This is a genomic window from Beijerinckia sp. 28-YEA-48, from assembly GCF_900104955.1.
GTDB lineage: Bacteria > Pseudomonadota > Alphaproteobacteria > Rhizobiales > Beijerinckiaceae > Terripilifer.
The window spans coordinates 466,665-485,055 of sequence record NZ_FNSI01000001.1 but is presented as its reverse complement, the minus strand read 5'-3'; the positions used below and the strand labels follow the sequence as shown (position 1 = coordinate 485,055).

Here is an 18,391-nt window from a genome sequence, read left to right as displayed (position 1 = left end):
GCTCTAGCGCACTGGTGGAACATTGATCTGCTGCGTGCGACAAGCTTGGCGTGCCACTTCCGGACAAGGTGTGAAATCGCGCAGGTCCTTGCTCAGGCAGATGCGCACTTCCTGCAACTGGCCGCGTTGACAGGCGACCGCCATCATACCGGGACGCAGGCCGCGATTGGCGTCGATGAAAGCACGTTGGATATCGAGCGGCGACATGGTCTGAGCTGAACGCGGCTTCTGCAGTTCCTGCGGAATTTCGATCTTGTCACGGGCGCGGCGCACGTCGGCGAAATAATCCACCGGCGACCGACCGGAACAGGTGCCGTGCTTGCGCCATTCATAGCGGGCCAGGCCGATATCCGGGAACACACCCTCGGCGTCCCGCATGGCGCTGGCCGGCGGATTGCGCACCGAGCTCGGACAATCGGAAGGGAAGCCGCGCACGTATTGCGGCCAAAGGCCATGAACGACGAACCCTTTGCTCGAGCCGATCTGGCACTGGTCGCGATCGTCATTATTGCCCGAAGCGCAGAAGCTGGACGACCAGCTCAACGCCAGCACGTAGAAGTCGAACCGTCCGGGCGCCACCGTCGTCGCCTGATCGCGGCGCGGACCACCAAACCAGCCACGCGACTGACTATTATCTTGGCTGCGGTCATCCGGGCCAGAGCGCCCACGGCCCTGCGTGCGATTGCCGTTATCCTGCCGATCCTGACAGCGATCGAGAACGCAATCGTCGTTGCCGCCACGAAACTGGGCGGATGCTGGCAAGCTAAATGCCGCCAGCAGCAGGATCAAAATCGACCGCACCAGCATGAGCATCAACCGGATGGTCAGGGTCGCGCCGCCCGGCAGGCCGGTCCATAAGCGTAGTTACGGTCGACACCAGCGACGCACCATTCAACACCCCAGCCCCAACCGATGAAGCCGAGATTTTCGCCGACCCAATAGGTCACCTGGCGCCAGCGACCGTCGTTCATATAGGCCCGCGCGGTACAATAGCGGCGAGGGATGTAGTCGGAGCCATTACTGCGATAGCCGGTCTCGCGGATGCGGTCGTAACCGACGATCTGCAGTGACGAATTCCAGTATTCCGATTCCTTGGAGCTAAAACGGCTCTGGATGGTGCCCAGCACCCCCCCGTCCTCGCAGGCCGGCAGCGAACCCGTGTAGGGCTGAAAGCGATATTCGGCCGGCAATTGCGGCCGCGCCAGGGTCGGCTGCACCGTCCCCAGGACCGCGAGCACCGCGCCCGCCAACACAAACTTTCCGGCAAGCTTTCCGAATGTGAATGCCATCGCAAAACCCCTGCGCAAACCGCTGAAATGATGCCTGACGATGCCGCTACTGGCGCCAGCTGGTCAAGAGAAACGCAGCCTCAACCCCGGTTTTTCACGCCCCGACACCCACCCAGGGCGCGCGCCTTGCAGCCAAAGGCGCAAACCCGGCGAAAGCAGGTCCGATTGTGTCAGGACGGAGCGCTGGTGTGTCATTTTGAGGCAGGCATCGGTGTCTACGCAGGATTATGCGACATTCCATCGGGAGACAGGCTCCCTGGTCCGCTGGCGCGGCGCGACGCGTTCCATCGTTTCTCCGGCGGTGGTGCGAATCGTTTTCTCCGTCGTCGCCGGCGCGTGCGACGCTTTGGCGATCCTCTCCAGCGCCGTCGTCACCTGGGTTTTGTATCATTACCTGGCCTATCCGCACGCCCAAGCCATCCCCCCGCTCGGCGCGCAGGGCTATGTAATGGCGGCGCTGTTCATCGTGTCCAACATGATGCGGCGCGAATATATGTTCTCCAACTACCTCGGTTTCCGCAGCCATCTGCGACGTACTGTCGTTTTGTGGAACGTTGCCTTCGCCAGCACGATCATGCTGGCCTTTCTGGCCAAGACCAGCGCCGATTTTTCGCGCGGCGCCATGGTGTTTTTCTACGTCGGCGGCCTCAGCTCGGTGTTGCTGATGCGCCTCGCCCTGGTGCGCATTGTCGCCGATCGTTCGGGTAACGGCAGCGTCGCCCAGAAGCGAATCTATCTCGTCGGCTTCGAGGAAGAGATCGAGCGCTTCAACGAAACCTACAAACCCAGCGACATCGGCATGCGGGTCGTTGCCGCCTCTGTCCTGCGCGGCCCCGATAGCCTCAGAGACGACTTGGCGCTCGCCGCCGCTTCGGCCCGCGTCCTGCGGCCAGAAGAAGTCTTCATCCTCGTACCCTGGTCGAACCGGGAAACCATTGAGGCATGCATCAGTTCCTTCATGCTCGTGCCAGCTGCCATTCATCTTGGCCCCGAACGCGTTCTCGATCGTTTCCGCGACGTGCACATCGAGCGGATCGGTAATATTTCGACCTTGCATCTGGTGCGCCGGCCGCTTTCAACCCTGGAAATCGTCACCAAGCGCGCGTTCGATATCGTCGCCGGTTCGCTGGCGCTGGTTCTGTTGAGCCCGCTCCTGCTGCTCGTAGCAATCGCGGTCCGGTTGGACTCGAACGGCCCTGCCTTCTTTCTGCAGCGCCGCTACGGTTTCAATCAGATGCCGTTCAACATCATCAAGTTCCGCTCGATGACGACCATGGACAATGGCCGCAGCATCCAGCAGGCAACCGCCAACGACACGCGCATCACCCGTCTCGGTCGTATCCTGCGCCGCTGTAACATCGATGAACTGCCGCAACTGCTCAACGTGGTGCGTGGTGACATGTCGCTTGTCGGCCCACGGCCGCATGCGATGGCGCATGACCAGCATTATATTCATCACATCGCGCTCTATGCCCGTCGCCACAATGTCAAACCTGGCATCACCGGCTGGGCTCAGGTCAACGGCTATCGCGGCGAAACCGATACCGAGCAAAAGATGCGCGCCCGCGTCGAGCACGACCTCGCCTATATCGACAACTGGTCGCTATGGCTCGACGTCAAAATCATGTTGCTGACCGTCTTCTCGCGCAAGGCCTATAGCAACGCCGGCTAGAGCCTGCGCGAACGGACGACCGCCATAGCGAGCGCAGGAAGCAGGCCGGACCACAAACGTTCGAAACCGATCAGTTGCGATTGTAGATATCTTCGATCCGCACGATGTCATCCTCGCCGAGATAACCGCCGGTCTGTACCTCGATGATTTCGAGGTCGATCTTGCCGGGATTGGCGAGGCGATGCACGCAGCCGATCGGCAGATAGATCGATTCATTTTCCTGCAGCAGCGTGATCTTGTCGTCGAGCGTCACCTCGGCGACGCCCTTGACCACCACCCAATGTTCGGCGCGGTGGAAATGTTTCTGCAACGACAGCTTCCCACCGGGCTTAACGCTGATGCGCTTGACCTGATGACGGGCACCATGATCGACGCTCTGATAATAGCCCCACGGACGATAGATGCGCTTGTGCTCCAGCGGCTCGCGGCGGCCCGCGCGCTTCATCTGCTCAACAAGGTCACGGATCTTGCCGGCCTGTTCGGCATTGGTCACCAGAACCGCGTCGCCCGTCGTCACCACCACCACATTGTCGACGCCGATGACCGCCGTCAGCCCTTCCTCGGAACGGATGAAGACATTCGAGGCGTCGAGCACGATACCGTCGCCACGCACGCTGTTGCCATGCTCATCGCGCGGCGACAGCGCATGGACGGATGGCCAATTGCCTGTATCCGCCCAGCCGAAATCACCGGCGATCATCACCGCATGGGCGGATTTGCGCACCACCGCTGTATCGATCGACTCGGCGCTCGCTGTCTCGAACGGCTCGCGCGGCAGAACCAAGAACTGCAGATCCGGCTTGGCGAGGTCGAGCGAGACACGTGCCGCCTCAGCAAGCGCGGGCGTATGGGCGGCGATTTCGCCGGCCATCACATCGGCGCGGAAAAACAGGTCGCCGGAGTTCCACAGATAGCCCTCGTCAATAAGACGAGTGGCCGTCGCCGTGTCGGGCCTTTCGACAAAGGCGCCAACCTTGCAAAGGCCGGCATCCACCGGACCGACAGGTTGCATGTAGCCATATTCCGTCGCCGGATAGGCTGGCTTCACCGCCAGCCGGACAAGCGCCCCGGTCGATGCGGCAGCCGCCGCCCGGCGGCACAGCGCCGCAAAAGCCGGTGCATCGGCGATCGCGTGATCGGCGGCAAAAACCGCGACAATCGTCTCCGGCGCCTGGCGCAACGCCAGTTCGGTCGCCACAGCAACGCTGGCTGCGGTATCGCGTTGCGTGGTTTCGAGAACAATTTCGCCCTCGACCCCCGCCTCGGCCATCTGCTCGGCCACCAGAAAACGATAGTCGTGATTGGAAATCACCACCGGCGGCGCGAAAGCCTCATCCGACGCCAGGATCGACAGCAGCGTCTTGAAGGTCGATTGCGTACCGACCAGCGGCAGGAATTGCTTCGGCAGGCTTTCACGCGACAATGGCCAGATGCGCGTGCCCGAGCCACCACACACCACGACTGGTAAAATTTGAGTCATACCACTCTCGCCCACTCTCGCGTCCGGCACTAAGCAGCCTTCTTCTGATAATCTTTAATGTCAGAAAAGGCGATCTTCGGCCATTTCTCCTGCTCGTAATTCAAGGCCCAGGCTGAGGCGGCCATGAACACCGGCGCCCCGTCAAAATCAGCAGCCATGGACGAGGGGAAAGCGCGGATGAATTTTTCGAGTTCGGTTTTGTCTTCACTCGTAACCCAGCGGCAAAGCTCAAACCGGCTGTTCTCGAAACTCACGGGCAAACCATATTCGGCCGCCAGCCGCTCCTTCAGAACGTCAAGCTGCAAGGCGCCGACCACCCCGACGAGCGCGCCAGAACCGTCGCTTGGCAGGAAGAGCTGCACCACACCTTCTTCCGCCATCTGCTGCAGAGCCTCGAGTAGTTTGCGCGCCTTCATCGCATCGCCGATCTTGACCCGACGCAAGATTTCCGGTGCGAAGCTCGGCACGCCGCGGAACACGATGTCCTCGCCCTCGGTCAGCGTGTCGCCAATGCGCAACACACCATGATTAGGAATGCCGACCACGTCGCCCGCATAGGCTTCATCGGCGATGGCACGCTCCTGGGCAAAGAAGAATTGCGGCGAATTGAGCGCCATCGGCTTACCGGTGCGCACAATCTTGGCTTTCATGCCGCGCGCCAATTTACCGGAACAGACGCGCATGAAGGCGATGCGGTCGCGGTGGTTCGGGTCCATGTTCGCCTGGATCTTGAAGACGAAGCCGCTCATTTTCGGCTCACGCGGCGCAACGACACGCGTTGCCGATTCCTGCCCGCGCGGCGGCGGCGCGAAAGCGGCCATCGCATCGATAAGATCCTTGACGCCGAACGTTCGCAGCGCCGAACCAAAATAGACCGGCGTCAGATGCCCCTCCAGAAAGGCTTGCTTGTCGAACGGCTTGAGCCCTTCCACCGCCAACATCAATTCCTCGGAGAAAGCCTCGCGCTCATGTCCTGGTAACAATGCGGCGATGGAGGGGTCTTCCGGACCGTTGACCGGCCGCAATTCCTGCTCGCCCTCGACCAAGCGAACCGCGCTGGCCTGGATGTCATAGGTACCAGCGAACGACCGGCCACGGCCGATCGGCCAGGTCATCGGCGCCACGTCGAGTGCCAGGGTCTTCTCGATCTCATCGAGCAGATCGAACGGGTCGCGCGTCTCGCGATCGAGCTTGTTGATAAAGGTCACGATGGGAATATCGCGCAGGCGGCAGACTTCAAACAGTTTGCGCGTGCGATCCTCGATGCCTTTGGCGGCGTCGATGACCATGACAGCTGAATCGACCGCCGTCAGCGTGCGATAGGTATCCTCGGAGAAGTCTTCATGGCCCGGCGTGTCGAGCAGGTTGAAGACGCAATCGCCATATTCGAACGTCATCACCGAAGTGACGACCGAAATGCCGCGTTCACGCTCGATACCCATCCAGTCGGAACGGGTCTGCCGGCGGTTCGCCTTGGCGCGCACCTCACCGGCGAGCTGAATGGCGCCGCCGAACAGCAGCAGCTTTTCAGTCAGCGTGGTTTTACCGGCATCAGGATGGGAAATAATGGCGAAGGTACGCCGACGGCTGACGGGATCGGTCATGACAAAAGCTTGAAAGTGAATGGGAAAAGGTGCCGGAGGGCAGCCAGGGAAGGCGTTTGCCATATCCCATCCGTCGGCGAAAGCCAATTTTCTCGACAGCACGACCTCCGCGCGGGCTCAATTGGCACCGAGATCAATAATTTTGAATCGCTCTAAACTGAGGAAATACAAGGGTAAAATTACATATTAGTTATTTGCACAGACCTATCAGCTCTGGCATCCAGGGAGACCGAACCGGAGGTCCCGATGTCGAAAGCCTTGTTGTTGCGCCTGCACCGTTGGATCGCGGTGATTTTCGCCATTCCGCTGGCGATCATCATCGTGACTGGCCTGCTGTTGTCGCTCCAGCCGCTTCTCCAGGCCGCCTCGGTCAAACCCGCCTCGATCACCTTGGACAAGATCGAGGGCTGGATGCAGAAATACGATGCGGACGGCAAGGCGCGGGCGCTTTCCATCGACACCTACAATAGCACTCTCACGCTCGGCGGCGGCCGAGGCGACCGAGGCACCGTGATCGACACCCGCACTGGTGCCGAAACGGCGGACCGGGATACTCTGAGCGAGATCATCCGCTCGTCGCGCAGCCTCCACGAACATTTCCTGTTCGACCAGCGCTGGGTCGTCACCTGGTCCACGGTGGCGATGCTCTTCATCATTGTGATCGGCACATTCATGGGCCTGCCACGCATGGCTAACACCATGGCGGGTTGGCATAAAATCACTGCTTGGATCTTGCTGCCACTGCTCGCCCTCAGTGCCCTGAGCGGCCTGTTCATGGCGCTTGGCCTGACCTTCTCCGATCCGTTGCCGCGTGGCAAACCGGTGCCAATCAGTGACGCCGTGCGCATGCTGGCCGCCAAACACGATCTCTCCGGCCTCGACTTCATTCGCGAACGCGGCGGCCGCCAAATGGCGCGGATCAGCGACGGCACGACCCAACGCACGTATCTCGTCACGCCGGAAGGGTTGAAGCCGGCGCCGCTCAACCTGCCGCGCACGTTCCACGAAGGTGTCTTCTTCGGCATGTGGGGCGGCGTGATGAATTTGATTCTGTCGCTTGCTTTCGCTCTGCTGCTGACCACCGGCCTGATCATTTGGGGCCGACGCACCTTCCGCCGTCGTCAGCGCACGCGACGCCCGCAAGTCGCCGGCGCCGCCGCCGAGTAATCGCCACCCGAAGAATTGCACTCACCCTAGGCGACTTGGCTATTGCGCGGGCACAAACGCCCGCGCATTCATCAAATTGCGGATATTGCGCTCACGCGCTGCTGGTACGATGATTGCTCCGGCCGAACCAACGGTCACGGGGGTCTCCAGCGCGCATGAGCAAGACCAGATTTTTTGACGAGATGAACGGATATGGCGACACCACCCGCGCTCTTTATGCTGGTGTCGCCGACTGGCTGAAGAAAACCCCAGCCGATATTCTGGCCACGCGCCGGGCCCAGGCGGAACTGATGTTTCGCCGCATCGGCATCACTTTCGCCGTTTACGGCGGCAATGACGACACCGAACGCCTGATCCCCTTCGACATCATTCCCCGCATCGTCAGCCAGTCGGAATGGTCCGCGCTCGAAATCGGCCTGGTTCAGCGGGTCAATGCGCTCAACATGTTCCTGTCCGACATCTACGGCGCACGTGAAATCCTCAAAGCCGGCGTGCTACCTCCCGATATCATCTATCGTAATGCCTATTTTCGTCCGGAAATGGCCGGGCGCCGTGTGCCTCACGACATCTGGGTCCATATCGCGGGCATCGACCTGGTGCGCACCGGCGAAGGCGAATTCTTCGTGCTCGAGGACAATGCGCGCACCCCCTCCGGCGTTTCCTACATGTTGGAAAACCGCGAAGTGATGATGCGGCTGATGCCGGATCTGTTCTCGGCCTATCGCATCGCGCCAGTCGACAACTATGCCGACGCCCTGCTCGCCGCCCTGCGCTCGGTGACACCATTGTCAACGCGCGGCGAGCCGACCGTAGTCTTACTCACCCCCGGTCAGTACAATTCCGCCTATTACGAGCATTCCTTCCTGGCCGACCGGCTGGGCATAGAACTGGTCGAAGGTCACGACCTCTCGGTGCGCGACGAGGTCGTCTATATGCGCACGACTGAAGGCCCAAAGCGTGTCGATGTCATCTATCGCCGTGTCGACGACGACTGGATCGACCCGCTTTCGTTCAATCCGGATTCCGCCCTCGGCGTACCCGGATTGATGAACGCTTATTATGCCGGCAATGTCGCTATCACCAATGCTGTCGGCACCGGTGTCGCCGACGACAAGGCGATTTATTCCTACATGCCGGAGATTGTGAAATTCTACACCGGCCAGGAGGCGAGACTCGCCAATGTGCCAACATGGCGCTGTCGTGAGGCCGACGCCTATAAATATGTGCGCGAACATCTCGACGAACTGGTCGTCAAGGAAGTGAACGGCTCTGGCGGCTATGGCATGCTGGTTGGCCCCCACGCCAGCCGCGCCGAGATTGATGAATTCGCTAAGCGGCTGGAGGCGGATCCGGCCAACTATATCGCTCAGCCGACCCTGGCGCTGTCCACTTGCCCCGCCTTCGTCGACGATGCCATCGTCCCGCGCCATGTCGACCTCAGGCCCTTCGTGCTCTCAGGCGCCAATGGCGTGCACGTGGTGCCCGGCGGCCTGACGCGAGTGGCGATGCGTGCCGGCTCACTCGTCGTCAATTCAAGCCAGGGGGGCGGCACCAAAGACACCTGGATCATCGAGGACACACCCTCAGAAAAGGGAGCGTGATCCTTGCTCGCTCGCACCGCAGAAAATCTCTATTGGCTGGCGCGCTACGTGGAGCGTGCCGATTTCACCGCGCGCGTCATCGAAGTCACGGCGCGCCTCGCCGCCCTGCCGCAGAATTATCGCCGCACCGGCGGAGAATGGGAAAGCGCACTGGCCGCCGTCGGCGCCCTCAACAGTTTCAAGGCCAGCTTCTCCGAAGCGACCGAAAGCAATGTTGTCTTCTTCCTGACCTTCGACGAAGCCAATCCGTCATCGATCCGCCGTTGCCTGGAACAGGCCCGCATCAATGCGCGCACCATCCGCACGGCGCTAACAGCGGAAATGTGGCAGTCGATCAATGCCGGCTGGCTTGAGCTGAAGGCCATGGAGGAAAAGCGGCGCGGTGGCGAATACTCGGGCGCCGACAGCATCCAACCCTTCCTGGAATTCGTGAAAGCCGTCTCGCTCGATTTCGACGGCGCCTCCTATCGGACCATGCTGCGCAACGACGCCTATTGGTTCAACCGCATCGGCCTTTATTGCGAACGCGCTGACAACACCGCTCGCTTAATGGATGTCAAATACAACGTGCTTTTGCCGAAAACCGAGGAGGTCGGCGGCTCGCTCGACTATTTCCAGTGGACGGCGATCCTGCGCGCGGTTTCCGCCCATACCGCCTATCACTGGGTCTATCGCGAGAGCGTCAAACCCTGGCTGATCGCCGACCTCTTGATCCTGCGTAAGGAAATGCCGCGCTCGCTCGCCTATTGCTATGATGGCCTGACGCGTTTCCTCGACAACCTCGGCAAAGCCTATGGCAAGCAGGGCATTGCTCAGCGCCATGCCCGCAACGTCCTGCGGCGCATCGACAGTTCATCGATGGAAAGTATTTTCCAGCAGGGACTTCATGAATTCGTGACCAAATTCATCGACGACAACAACCGGCTCGCCGCTCTGGTCGCCGAGCAATATCTGCATCATTGAGACACCATGCGCATCCGCATCCAGTATGAGACGATTTACACATATGCGACGCCGGCTCGTTCGGTGATCCAGGTGCTGCGGATGACACCGCGCAACCATGAAGGCCAGCATGTGATCGACTGGCGGCTCGACGTCGACGCCAACTGCGTCTTGAAGCGCTCCGAGGATGGCTTCGGCAATCTCGTCCACACCTTCTCCGCCATGGGCCCCATTCTTCAGCTTGCGGTTAGCGCCGAAGGCGAGGTCGAGACCTTCGACACCTCCGGTTTCGTCCGCAACACGATCGAACGGTTTCCGCCGGAGTTCTATCTGCGCTCATCGTCGCTCGCGATCGCCGACGAACATCTGAGAACATTGACGGCGTCGATCGAGGGCGACAGCGATCTCGCGCGAATGCATGGGCTTCTCGATATTTTGCACGAAAAGCTCGATTTCGACACCGACCCGACCCATAGCGTCACCACCGCGGCCAAGGCCTATGCCGCCGGCGCGGCCGTGGCCGCCGATTTCGCCCATATCTTCATTGCCTGCGCCCGAGAGATGAACGTGCCGAGCCGCTATGTCAGCGGCCATATTGCTCTGCCCGAGGACAGCGGCGTCCGCCACGCTGCCCATGCCTGGGCGGAGGCCTATATTCCCGAATATGGCTGGGTCGGTTTCGACCCCGCCCTCGGCAAATGCCCGGAAGAAAGTCATGTGCGTGTCGCCTGCGCCCTCGACTATCTCGGGGCCGCCTCCGTGCGCGGCGCCCAGACCGGCGGTGTGGGCGAAGCCCTTGACGTACGCATCAACGTCGTCGATAGCCAAAACCAATAGTTTCAGGCCCATCGCGGTCCGGAGGTTTCGCCATGACCTATTGCTGCGGCGTACTCGTTCGCGAAGGTCTCGTGATGATCGCCGACACCCGCACGAATGCGGGCATCGACAACATTTCGACCTTCCGCAAGCTGCATATTTTCCAAGAGCCCGGCGAAAAGGTGATGATGCTCGCCACAGCCGGCAACCTGTCGCTGACGCAGACGGTGGTCAATTACATCACCGACGGCATGGAAAACCCGGAAACCAAGGAGATCGAGCGCTTGCTCGATTGCACCAGCATGTTCGCTGCCGCCGAGATGATCGGGCGCGCCGTGCGCAAAGTACGCCAGGTGAACGGCGAAATGCTCGAACAGGAAAATGTCTCGTCGAGCACCACCTTGCTGTTCGGTGGCCAGATGAAAGACCGGCGCCTGCGCCTATTCATGATCTATTCCGCCGGCAATTTCATCGAGGCAACCACCGACACGCCCTTCCTGCAGATCGGCGAGTTGAAATACGGCAAGCCGGTGCTCGACCGAGCGGTCAACTACGAGACCAATGTCAGCGACGCCCTAAAGCTCAGCCTCATCTCGATGGACTCGACCATGCGCTCCAATCTCAGCGTCGGCCTGCCCATCGACATGGCGGTGCTGAAACGCGACGCCATCGAACTGGAGCTCGACACCCGCATCGACAATACCGATCCCTATTTCCACGATCTGCGCGATCGCTGGTCGACGGCGCTGCGGCAGGCGCATCTCAACATCCCGGCCCCGCCTTACGGCCGGAAGAAAAAGAAATAGCGGTCGTCTGATATTGAACGAGCGGCGGCCAGGCGCGCCATTCAAACATCGTCAACGCCTACTGCAGAATCGTAATACGAGTAATGGCTGCACCATCGGCCCCGCGCACGCCCTGGGCACGGACTTTCACGCCACTCTTCAGCAGGCTTTTATCGGCCGCATCGATCCGCGTCACCGGAACGCCCGGATCAAGCACAAGCTCGGACTCGCCGCCCGCGAATTTGACCTTAATATTGTTGCTGCCGTTGACCACCGCCGCGCCGGTAACCGTCGCATTGGTCATTGTCTGCTGACGCGCATCATTCATCGGACGCTGGCCTTCGCCCAAGCCTCGCAAGGCTTCGGGAAAGATGCGCAGTTCGGTCGAGTGCAGTTTGCCATCTTCTTTCGGCACTGCAGCACTCGCCACGAAATCGTTCGGCTTGATATCGGCGAGGGTGGCTGCCTTGTTCTGCAGAACGACAAGGTTCGGCGACAAGGCGAAGGTCTGCGGCGTACCGCTATCGACCGTGATCACGAGCGAATTAGCGTCGATTTTGTCCACGGTACCGGAAACGTTGATGGCATTGCTGCCCTGCGCCAGCACAGGCGTCATTGTGAGAGCGAGGAGCGCCCCAAGAAACATGGATTTGGTCGTCATGGATTATGCCTTCTCATTGTTTAATCGCAGCATTTGCCGCGAGGCTTTTCCGCCCATGCGCGTCACCTTACGGGACCATCGCGGCCATAGCTCGTCAAACCGGCGTGATCGGATGCAGGCCTCAAATACGCCACTCTTGCTCCCGCCCCGCTTTCCCGCTAGCTTTGCGCCAGCCAGGGGTGCTGCCGGATTGCCGGCGGCTGAGATCACACCCTTAGAACCTGATCTGGTTTGCACCAGCGGAGGGACGGCGAGCGGGCGAAGCCTATTCAGGGCAGGACTCCTTCTTACCTCCGGGTTCGTTGAGAACAAAAGACGCCCGTGGTCTGGCGTCACGGAGACGCCGCATGAACATCCAGCCCAAACCCAATTCGCTGATTCCAGAAACCGTGACCACTGGCCCACTGCCCGGCTCGCGCAAGATTTATCATACGCCGCAGGGTCATCCCGATGTGCATGTGCCGTTGCGCGAGATCATCCTGACCGACCCCAATGAACCAACCCTGCGCGTCTATGATGCCTCCGGCCCCTATACGGAGATCGATATTGGCGTCGACCTATCGAAGGGTTTGAAGAAAATTCGCCAGCCGTGGATGGCGCGACGCGGCTTCTCGTCTTATCAAGGCCGAAGCGTTCTGGATGTCGATAACGGCGGCGTCACTGGCGACAAACTGGTGCCGGCCTGCCCCGCCAACACGCAGCCGCTCTCCGGCGAGAACGCCAAATATGTCACGCAATATGAATTCGCTCGCGCCGGCCTGATCACCGAAGAAATGGTCTACGTGGCCCATCGTGAGAATCTCGGTCGCGAGAAAATGCTCGCCGGCGCGGAAGAGAAGCTCGCCGACGGCGAAAGCTTCGGCGCCGCGATTCCTGCCTTCGTGACCCCAGAATTCGTCCGCGACGAGATCGCCCGTGGACGCGCCATCATCCCGGCCAACATCAATCACCAAGAAGTCGAGCCGATGATCATCGGGCGTAACTTCCTGGTGAAGGTCAATTCCAACATCGGCAATTCAGCCGTTACCTCCTCGGTGGCGGAAGAGGTCGAGAAAATGGTGTGGTCGATCCGCTGGGGTGCCGACACGGTGATGGACCTGTCCACCGGCCGCAACATCCACAACATCCGCGACTGGATCATCCGCAATTCGCCGGTGCCGATCGGCACGGTGCCGATCTATCAGGCGCTCGAAAAAGTCGGCGGCGATCCGCTGAAGCTCGATTGGGAAGTGTTCAAGGACACGCTGATCGAACAGGCTGAACAGGGCGTCGATTATTTCACCATCCACGCCGGCGTGCGGTTGAAATATGTTCCGCTGACGGCCAAGCGCGTCACCGGCATCGTCTCACGCGGCGGCTCGATCATGGCGCGTTGGTGTCTGGCCGGCCATCGTGAAAGCTTCCTCTACGAGCATTTCGGCGACATCTGCGACATCATGCGCAAATATGATGTGTCGTTCTCCCTGGGTGACGGCCTGCGCCCCGGCTCCATCGCCGATGCCAATGACGCCGCTCAATTCGGCGAGCTGGAAACCCTCGGCGAACTCACCAAGATCGCCTGGGAAAAGGGTTGCCAGGTGATGATCGAAGGCCCCGGCCATGTGCCGATGCACAAGATCAAGGTGAATATGGAGAAGCAACTCAAGGAATGTCACGAGGCCCCCTTCTACACCCTCGGGCCGCTGACGACCGACATCGCGCCGGGCTATGATCACATCACCTCGGGCATTGGCGCGGCGATGATCGGCTGGTTCGGCACGGCCATGCTCTGCTACGTCACACCGAAGGAACATCTCGGCCTGCCCAACCGCGACGATGTGAAGACCGGCGTGATCACCTATCGCATCGCCGCCCATGCGGCCGATCTCGCCAAGGGACATCCGGCCGCACAGATCCGCGATGACGCGATGAGCAAGGCGCGTTTCGAGTTCCGCTGGGATGACCAGTTCAACATCGGCCTCGATCCCGATACGGCACGCGCCTATCACGACGAAACGCTACCGAAGGACGCGCATAAGACAGCGCATTTCTGCTCGATGTGCGGCCCGAAATTCTGCTCGATGAAAATCACGCAGGATCTGCGGGTGGAAGCTGCGGCCATGCTCGACAACGAGAAGGCGGCGCTGGAAGGCATGGCCGAAAAGAGCCGCGAATTCCTCGAAGGCGGCGGCAAGCTTTACGTCGAGCAATAAAATATACGCATGCCCGGCACCGGCCGGGCATGCGAACCACCAATAACGAGCCGAGCCGGATGATGCCCGCACTCAGGCCCTAGGGAGATTGCATCCATGTCCGCCACACGACGACGCCTCCTCGCCGGCGCCGCCAGCCTGCCACTTGCCGCACCAGCCATCGTGCGCGCGCAGACACCGATCGTCTGGCGCATGGCGACGTCCTGGACGAAAGGCCTGCCCGGCCCTGGCGTCTCCGCCGATCGACTGGCCGAGCGCATCACGACGATGAGCGGCGGCCGGTTGCGCATCGACGTTTTTCCCGCCGGCGCCATCGTGCCCGCCTTCGGCGTCTTCGATGGCGTCGCCTCCGGTGCCGTCGAAATGGGCCATACGGCCTCTTTCTTCTGGGACGGTCTATTACCCGGCGCAGCCTTCTTCACCACCGCGCCGTTTGGCCTGGGCCCCCTCGCCCATCAGACTTGGATTGAACATCGCGGCGGCCAACAGCTTTGGGATGAGCTTTACCGGCCGCGCGGCGTGCGTGGCCTGCTTGCCGGCAATACCGGGCCGTCGATGGGTGGCTGGTTCCGCAAGCCTATCGAAAGCAGCCGTGATGTCGCCGGCATGCGCATCCGCGTTTCCGGCATGGGTGGCGAAGTCTATGCCGCCATGGGCGCGACACCGCAAAATATTCCGCCTGGCGACATCTATACGTCACTGGAAAAGGGCGCCATCGACGCGGTGGAAATTCTAGCGCCGGTGAACGATCTGCCGCTTGGCCTGCACCGCATCGCCCCCTTCTATTACATGCCCGGTTTCAACAAACCGAATGGCGCCGGTGAAGCGCTGATCTCCCTCTCGGCCTTCGCCAAATTGCCGATCGATCTACAGCGCATCATCGAGACCGCCTGCGCCGCCGAACATTCCGCTGGCCTTGCGGAAGCTGAACAGCTGAATGCGATTGCCATAGTCGAACTCGCAAGGCTCGGCGCCAAGATCACGCCCTTCCCGGCCGACTTCATCAAGGACGCGCGCGAGAAAACAGCCATCGTCCTCGACAACAAGGCGAAGGCCAGCCCTCTGACGGCCAAGATCGTCGCATCCTATCGCGACGCGCTGAGCGCGGGTGGCGCCTGGTCGCGGGTCGAGGCCTATATGGAACAGGCGTTGCGCGCGCCATAAAAAAGACGCCGGGCGGTGAGGCCCGGCGTCCAATAGGGTTGTCGCGAAAAATCAGAACTTCATCGTCGCGGTCACCGTCGCCAGACGTCCAGGCGCGATATACGTGAACGGCACATTGCTGCGGTAGAAACCGTCATACACGCGCGAGTCGAATATATTGTAGACGGCGAACTTCAGCGCGAACATCTTACTGATGTGGACGTCAGCAAAGACGTCGAACTTCCACGAGGACGGCAAGACGTTGCCGGTAGTCGCTGCGAGCGTGCCGCCATACTGTTTCGAGATATACGTCGCCTGGCCGCCGACTTCGAAATACTGGTTGATCTTGTATTTCGTCATCAGGTTGAACGACTGATGCGCAACGTTGGCGAGCTGCTTGCCGAGATTCGCCGCGATCGCCGTCTTCGTCACCTTCGAGTCCATCAAGACGAGACCGCCGTAGATGCTCCAATCATCGGTGATCTTGCCGTTCAGGCCGAGCTCGATGCCCCGGATACGGTAAGCGCCCGAGCCTACGACAGTTGTAGCATTGATCTGCTCACGCGCGTTGTCCTTGGTTGTCTGGAACAAGGCTGCGGTGGCGAGCAGCTTCTGATTGAAGAACTCCCACTTGGTGCCGACTTCAAGCGCCGTATTGCGCTCTGGGCCGGCCGCAACGTTGCCAGCAACGAGACCGCCGTAGTCGTTGGCGCCACCGTCAACGTCAGCGCCAACCGGGTTGGACGATGTCGCGATCGCCGCATAGATGCTGCCGTTCGGCAGAGGCTTGAAGGTGATGCCGGCATTGTAGTTGACGAGGCCGTCATGACGCGACAACCGCGGCTGCTGTTGCGCGGGAATGGCCGCCAGCGGTGGCTGGAGAGCAACTGTGTAGTCGTCGTAACGCACGCCAGCATTCACAATGATGTAATCATTATAGTTGGCGTTGTGGATGATATAGGCGGCCTTGGTATCGATATTGATCGCCGTCGGCGCGAATGCGCGCTGCGGCGCGTTCGGGAACGGCGCGCTGTTATAAGGATTGAAGAGGTTGAACGTATACGAGCCAGTTGCGGTCGTCGGCGACGGGAACGCCTCCGATGCCAAGCCGGTATAGCTATCACGCATGGTCTCTTCGCGTGAATATTCGACACCGGCGATCGTCGTGTTGCGTACGCCGCCAGTATCGTACTTGAAGGTCACATCCGTCTGATTGGTGTAGAAGTTCGTGCGCTGATAGCGGCTTTTCGGGTTGCCTTGAGTGGTCCACAGCAGCGGATTGGGATTGCTGGTGTTAACCGATTCTGGCGGCGTCGCGACATAATCAAGGATCGACTTGCCAGCGCGGAAGCGCGAGTTCAGCGTGATCCAGTCGGTCAACTTCGCTTCGGCGGAGAAAGAGCCAGCGGACGTCGTGTAGCGCTGGAAGTCGCGGTTGACGAGGCCATAGTAGTTGCTGCGGCGAACGCCGGTTTCGGTCCACGGCGTCAAAGCTGTGCGATTGTACGGGACGCCCCAATCGGGCAAGCCATCGAAGTGGACATAGGTGTAGTCGGCAACGAACTTCAGCCGATCGCTTGGCTTGAAAGTCGTCGACAGCGAGACGCCATGCCGATCGTCTTCGACAAAATCGCGGCCGGCAACGCCGGACTTCTGACCCATCACGTTCATGCGCACAGCCCATTCGGGCGTGATCACCTGATTGATATCGATCGTACCGCGCTTGGTCCGGCCATTGCCGAACGTGGCATCGACGCGGCGAAAGCTCTCATCGGTCGCCTTCTTGGTGACGAGATTGAGCGCGCCACCGGCAGTGCCGCGACCGGCGAAGCTCGAGGCCGGCCCCTTGAGAATTTCGATTTGCTCGACATTGAAGTTTTCACGAATGCCGATCGAGGGATCGCGCACGCCGTCAATGAAGATGTCGGAACGGGCATCGAAGCCGCGGATCAGGATACGGTCACCGAAAGCATTGCCGCCTTCGCCGGTGCCGAGCGTCAGACCAGGGGTCGAACGGACGACATCGCGCAACGACGTCGCGCCCTTGTCGGCCAGGACTTCCTTGGAAAGGACCGTGATGGTGCGCGGCTGGTTGACGATCGGCTCGACGAACTTCTGCGAGGCCAGCCGGTTCACCTTATAGGGCACGCCCGGCTGGGCATAAGGATTGGCATCAGCCTCAACGGGGACGGTCGGCGCGCCGGCGCCCGCAGGATTAGGCGCAGCGATGACCGGAGCGGCCACCGTGGCGCGCGGCGCACGCCGGCGCTGCGCGGCTGCGGCACGGCTCGGACGCTGGGTCGCCTGCACGGCAGCCGGACGGGCGCGCTGCTGGGGTGCGTCAACAGTGACGGAGGGCAAGGCCGAGCTTCCGGCCTGCTGCGCCAGGGCCGGAGCCACAGGTGCTGCAGCAATAATCGCGGCCGCAGTCATGGCGCGCGCCGGAATATCCATTTTCCGCTTCGATTTAACCCCTGTAACGAGTGGGAGTGGACGTAACGACGCGGGAATTGACGGCGCGCTCATCGACTTTCTTGCCTCCAAAATTTAGAATCAAAGCAAAAACACTAGTATTTTCGTATTTTTGACGTAATTCGACCTAGTTTGAGTCAGGTTTTACTGTCAATGGAGCGGGCCACGATCATATTTATTCTGATTCTAAATTTGAACGCCCCGGAAATGCCTTTTTTATAATTCTTCTAAATTGAATCAGAGCTTCAGCGCCCTGCGAAACAAGGACATTCTCGGACGCGCTTCTGCGGCATCGCCTCTAGGCAGTCCTACGCCCTAGGTTGTGCTGATGAGGATCGGGGGAAAATCGCCACTCAGTGTTGCCGCAATGTCACAACACTGACGACAAAGTCGCATACCGGCTGACAGGCGGATGCATGACCAAGTTGTAACTTGTCAGCGGTCGGGCACCCCATCAGTTTCGCGGCAAGTTCGCTTCCATTAAGACTAATCTCGCTGCACCGGGAATCGAACAGGCGTTCGAAGTAGGCATCGGCGGTCCAAAGGGGACAGGTTCAGGCGTGGTGT

The 18,391-nt window shown here is 60.5% G+C and carries 14 protein-coding genes and 1 riboswitch; of the genes, 8 read left to right on the top strand and 6 right to left on the bottom strand.

The features are described 5' to 3' along the window. Positions 1 to 3: 3 nt before the first annotated feature. A complete protein-coding gene (locus BLW50_RS02240) occupies positions 4 to 807 on the bottom strand; it encodes a ribonuclease T2 family protein (protein ID WP_090708564.1) in 804 nt (267 codons plus the stop codon). Positions 808 to 824: 17 nt separating this feature from the next. Beyond that, positions 825 to 1,289: a hypothetical protein gene (locus tag BLW50_RS02235; RefSeq protein WP_090696854.1), complete on the bottom strand. Its 465-nt coding sequence runs from the start codon at positions 1,287 to 1,289 to the stop codon at positions 825 to 827. Positions 1,290 to 1,500: 211 nt separating this feature from the next. On the opposite strand from BLW50_RS02235, the gene BLW50_RS02230 reads away from it, so the two are divergent. After that, a complete protein-coding gene (locus BLW50_RS02230) occupies positions 1,501 to 2,961 on the top strand; it encodes an undecaprenyl-phosphate glucose phosphotransferase (protein ID WP_244544109.1) in 1,461 nt (486 codons plus the stop codon). Positions 2,962 to 3,031: 70 nt separating this feature from the next. Here BLW50_RS02230 and BLW50_RS02225 read toward each other — a convergent pair whose 3' ends face one another. Both BLW50_RS02225 and BLW50_RS02220 read right to left on the bottom strand, forming a co-directional pair. Then, complete coding sequence (locus BLW50_RS02225) at positions 3,032 to 4,441, bottom strand: mannose-1-phosphate guanylyltransferase/mannose-6-phosphate isomerase (RefSeq protein ID WP_090696850.1); 1,410 nt, start codon at positions 4,439 to 4,441, stop codon at positions 3,032 to 3,034. Between the two features lie 29 nt (positions 4,442 to 4,470). After that, positions 4,471 to 6,045: a peptide chain release factor 3 gene (locus tag BLW50_RS02220; RefSeq protein WP_090696848.1), complete on the bottom strand. Its 1,575-nt coding sequence runs from the start codon at positions 6,043 to 6,045 to the stop codon at positions 4,471 to 4,473. Between the two features lie 246 nt (positions 6,046 to 6,291). On the opposite strand from BLW50_RS02220, the gene BLW50_RS02215 reads away from it, so the two are divergent. The 5 genes from BLW50_RS02215 (at position 6,292) to BLW50_RS02195 (ending at position 11,377) form a co-directional block, all read left to right on the top strand. Next, positions 6,292 to 7,212, top strand: a complete 921-nt coding sequence (locus BLW50_RS02215; protein ID WP_090696846.1) for a PepSY-associated TM helix domain-containing protein — start codon at positions 6,292 to 6,294, stop codon at positions 7,210 to 7,212. Positions 7,213 to 7,367: 155 nt separating this feature from the next. Further along, entirely contained in the window at positions 7,368 to 8,813 is a 1,446-nt protein-coding gene (locus BLW50_RS02210) for a circularly permuted type 2 ATP-grasp protein (RefSeq protein ID WP_090696845.1), read from the top strand. 3 nt (positions 8,814 to 8,816) lie between these two features. Further along, positions 8,817 to 9,776, top strand: coding sequence for an alpha-E domain-containing protein (locus BLW50_RS02205; protein ID WP_090696842.1), 960 nt, complete (start codon positions 8,817 to 8,819; stop codon positions 9,774 to 9,776). A gap of 6 nt (positions 9,777 to 9,782) precedes the next feature. Next, positions 9,783 to 10,592, top strand: a complete 810-nt coding sequence (locus tag BLW50_RS02200; RefSeq protein ID WP_090696840.1) for a transglutaminase family protein — start codon at positions 9,783 to 9,785, stop codon at positions 10,590 to 10,592. 32 nt (positions 10,593 to 10,624) lie between these two features. After that, on the top strand, positions 10,625 to 11,377 hold the full coding sequence (locus BLW50_RS02195; RefSeq protein WP_090696838.1) for a proteasome-type protease: 753 nt from the start codon (positions 10,625 to 10,627) through the stop codon (positions 11,375 to 11,377). Between the two features lie 58 nt (positions 11,378 to 11,435). Here BLW50_RS02195 and BLW50_RS02190 read toward each other — a convergent pair whose 3' ends face one another. After that, on the bottom strand, positions 11,436 to 12,017 hold the full coding sequence (locus tag BLW50_RS02190; RefSeq protein WP_090696836.1) for a hypothetical protein: 582 nt from the start codon (positions 12,015 to 12,017) through the stop codon (positions 11,436 to 11,438). A gap of 165 nt (positions 12,018 to 12,182) precedes the next feature. After that, a riboswitch (TPP riboswitch) is annotated at positions 12,183 to 12,282 on the top strand. An 82-nt stretch (positions 12,283 to 12,364) separates the two neighbouring features. On the opposite strand from BLW50_RS02190, the gene thiC reads away from it, so the two are divergent. Both thiC and BLW50_RS02180 read left to right on the top strand, forming a co-directional pair. Continuing rightward, the gene (thiC, locus tag BLW50_RS02185) at positions 12,365 to 14,209 is read left to right on the top strand and encodes a phosphomethylpyrimidine synthase ThiC (RefSeq protein WP_090696834.1); all 1,845 of its coding nucleotides are present in this window, start codon (positions 12,365 to 12,367) and stop codon (positions 14,207 to 14,209) included. 96 nt (positions 14,210 to 14,305) lie between these two features. Continuing rightward, the gene (locus BLW50_RS02180) at positions 14,306 to 15,373 is read left to right on the top strand and encodes a TRAP transporter substrate-binding protein (RefSeq protein WP_090696832.1); all 1,068 of its coding nucleotides are present in this window, start codon (positions 14,306 to 14,308) and stop codon (positions 15,371 to 15,373) included. 51 nt (positions 15,374 to 15,424) lie between these two features. Here the strand turns inward: BLW50_RS02180 and BLW50_RS02175 are convergent, their stop codons facing one another. Continuing rightward, positions 15,425 to 17,806 carry a TonB-dependent receptor gene (locus BLW50_RS02175; RefSeq protein WP_090696830.1) on the bottom strand — a complete coding sequence of 794 codons (2,382 nt, stop codon included), beginning with the start codon at positions 17,804 to 17,806 and terminating at the stop codon, positions 15,425 to 15,427. Between the last annotated feature and the right edge of the window lie 585 nt (positions 17,807 to 18,391).

Bases quoted from the DNA above. Each gene is read 5' to 3' on its own strand.
- BLW50_RS02240 (WP_090708564.1), bottom strand. From the start codon at position 807: ATGCTGGTGCGGTCGATTTTGATCCTGCTGCTGGCGGCATTTAGCTTG.
- BLW50_RS02235 (WP_090696854.1), bottom strand. From the start codon at position 1,289: ATGGCATTCACATTCGGAAAGCTTGCCGGAAAGTTTGTGTTGGCGGGC.
- BLW50_RS02225 (WP_090696850.1), bottom strand. From the start codon at position 4,441: ATGACTCAAATTTTACCAGTCGTGGTGTGTGGTGGCTCGGGCACGCGC.
- BLW50_RS02220 (WP_090696848.1), bottom strand. From the start codon at position 6,045: ATGACCGATCCCGTCAGCCGTCGGCGTACCTTCGCCATTATTTCCCAT.
- BLW50_RS02215 (WP_090696846.1), top strand. From the start codon at position 6,292: ATGTCGAAAGCCTTGTTGTTGCGCCTGCACCGTTGGATCGCGGTGATT.
- BLW50_RS02210 (WP_090696845.1), top strand. From the start codon at position 7,368: ATGAGCAAGACCAGATTTTTTGACGAGATGAACGGATATGGCGACACC.
- BLW50_RS02200 (WP_090696840.1), top strand. From the start codon at position 9,783: ATGCGCATCCGCATCCAGTATGAGACGATTTACACATATGCGACGCCG.
- BLW50_RS02195 (WP_090696838.1), top strand. From the start codon at position 10,625: ATGACCTATTGCTGCGGCGTACTCGTTCGCGAAGGTCTCGTGATGATC.
- BLW50_RS02190 (WP_090696836.1), bottom strand. From the start codon at position 12,017: ATGACGACCAAATCCATGTTTCTTGGGGCGCTCCTCGCTCTCACAATG.
- thiC (WP_090696834.1), top strand. From the start codon at position 12,365: ATGAACATCCAGCCCAAACCCAATTCGCTGATTCCAGAAACCGTGACC.
- BLW50_RS02180 (WP_090696832.1), top strand. From the start codon at position 14,306: ATGTCCGCCACACGACGACGCCTCCTCGCCGGCGCCGCCAGCCTGCCA.
- BLW50_RS02175 (WP_090696830.1), bottom strand. From the start codon at position 17,806: ATGGATATTCCGGCGCGCGCCATGACTGCGGCCGCGATTATTGCTGCA.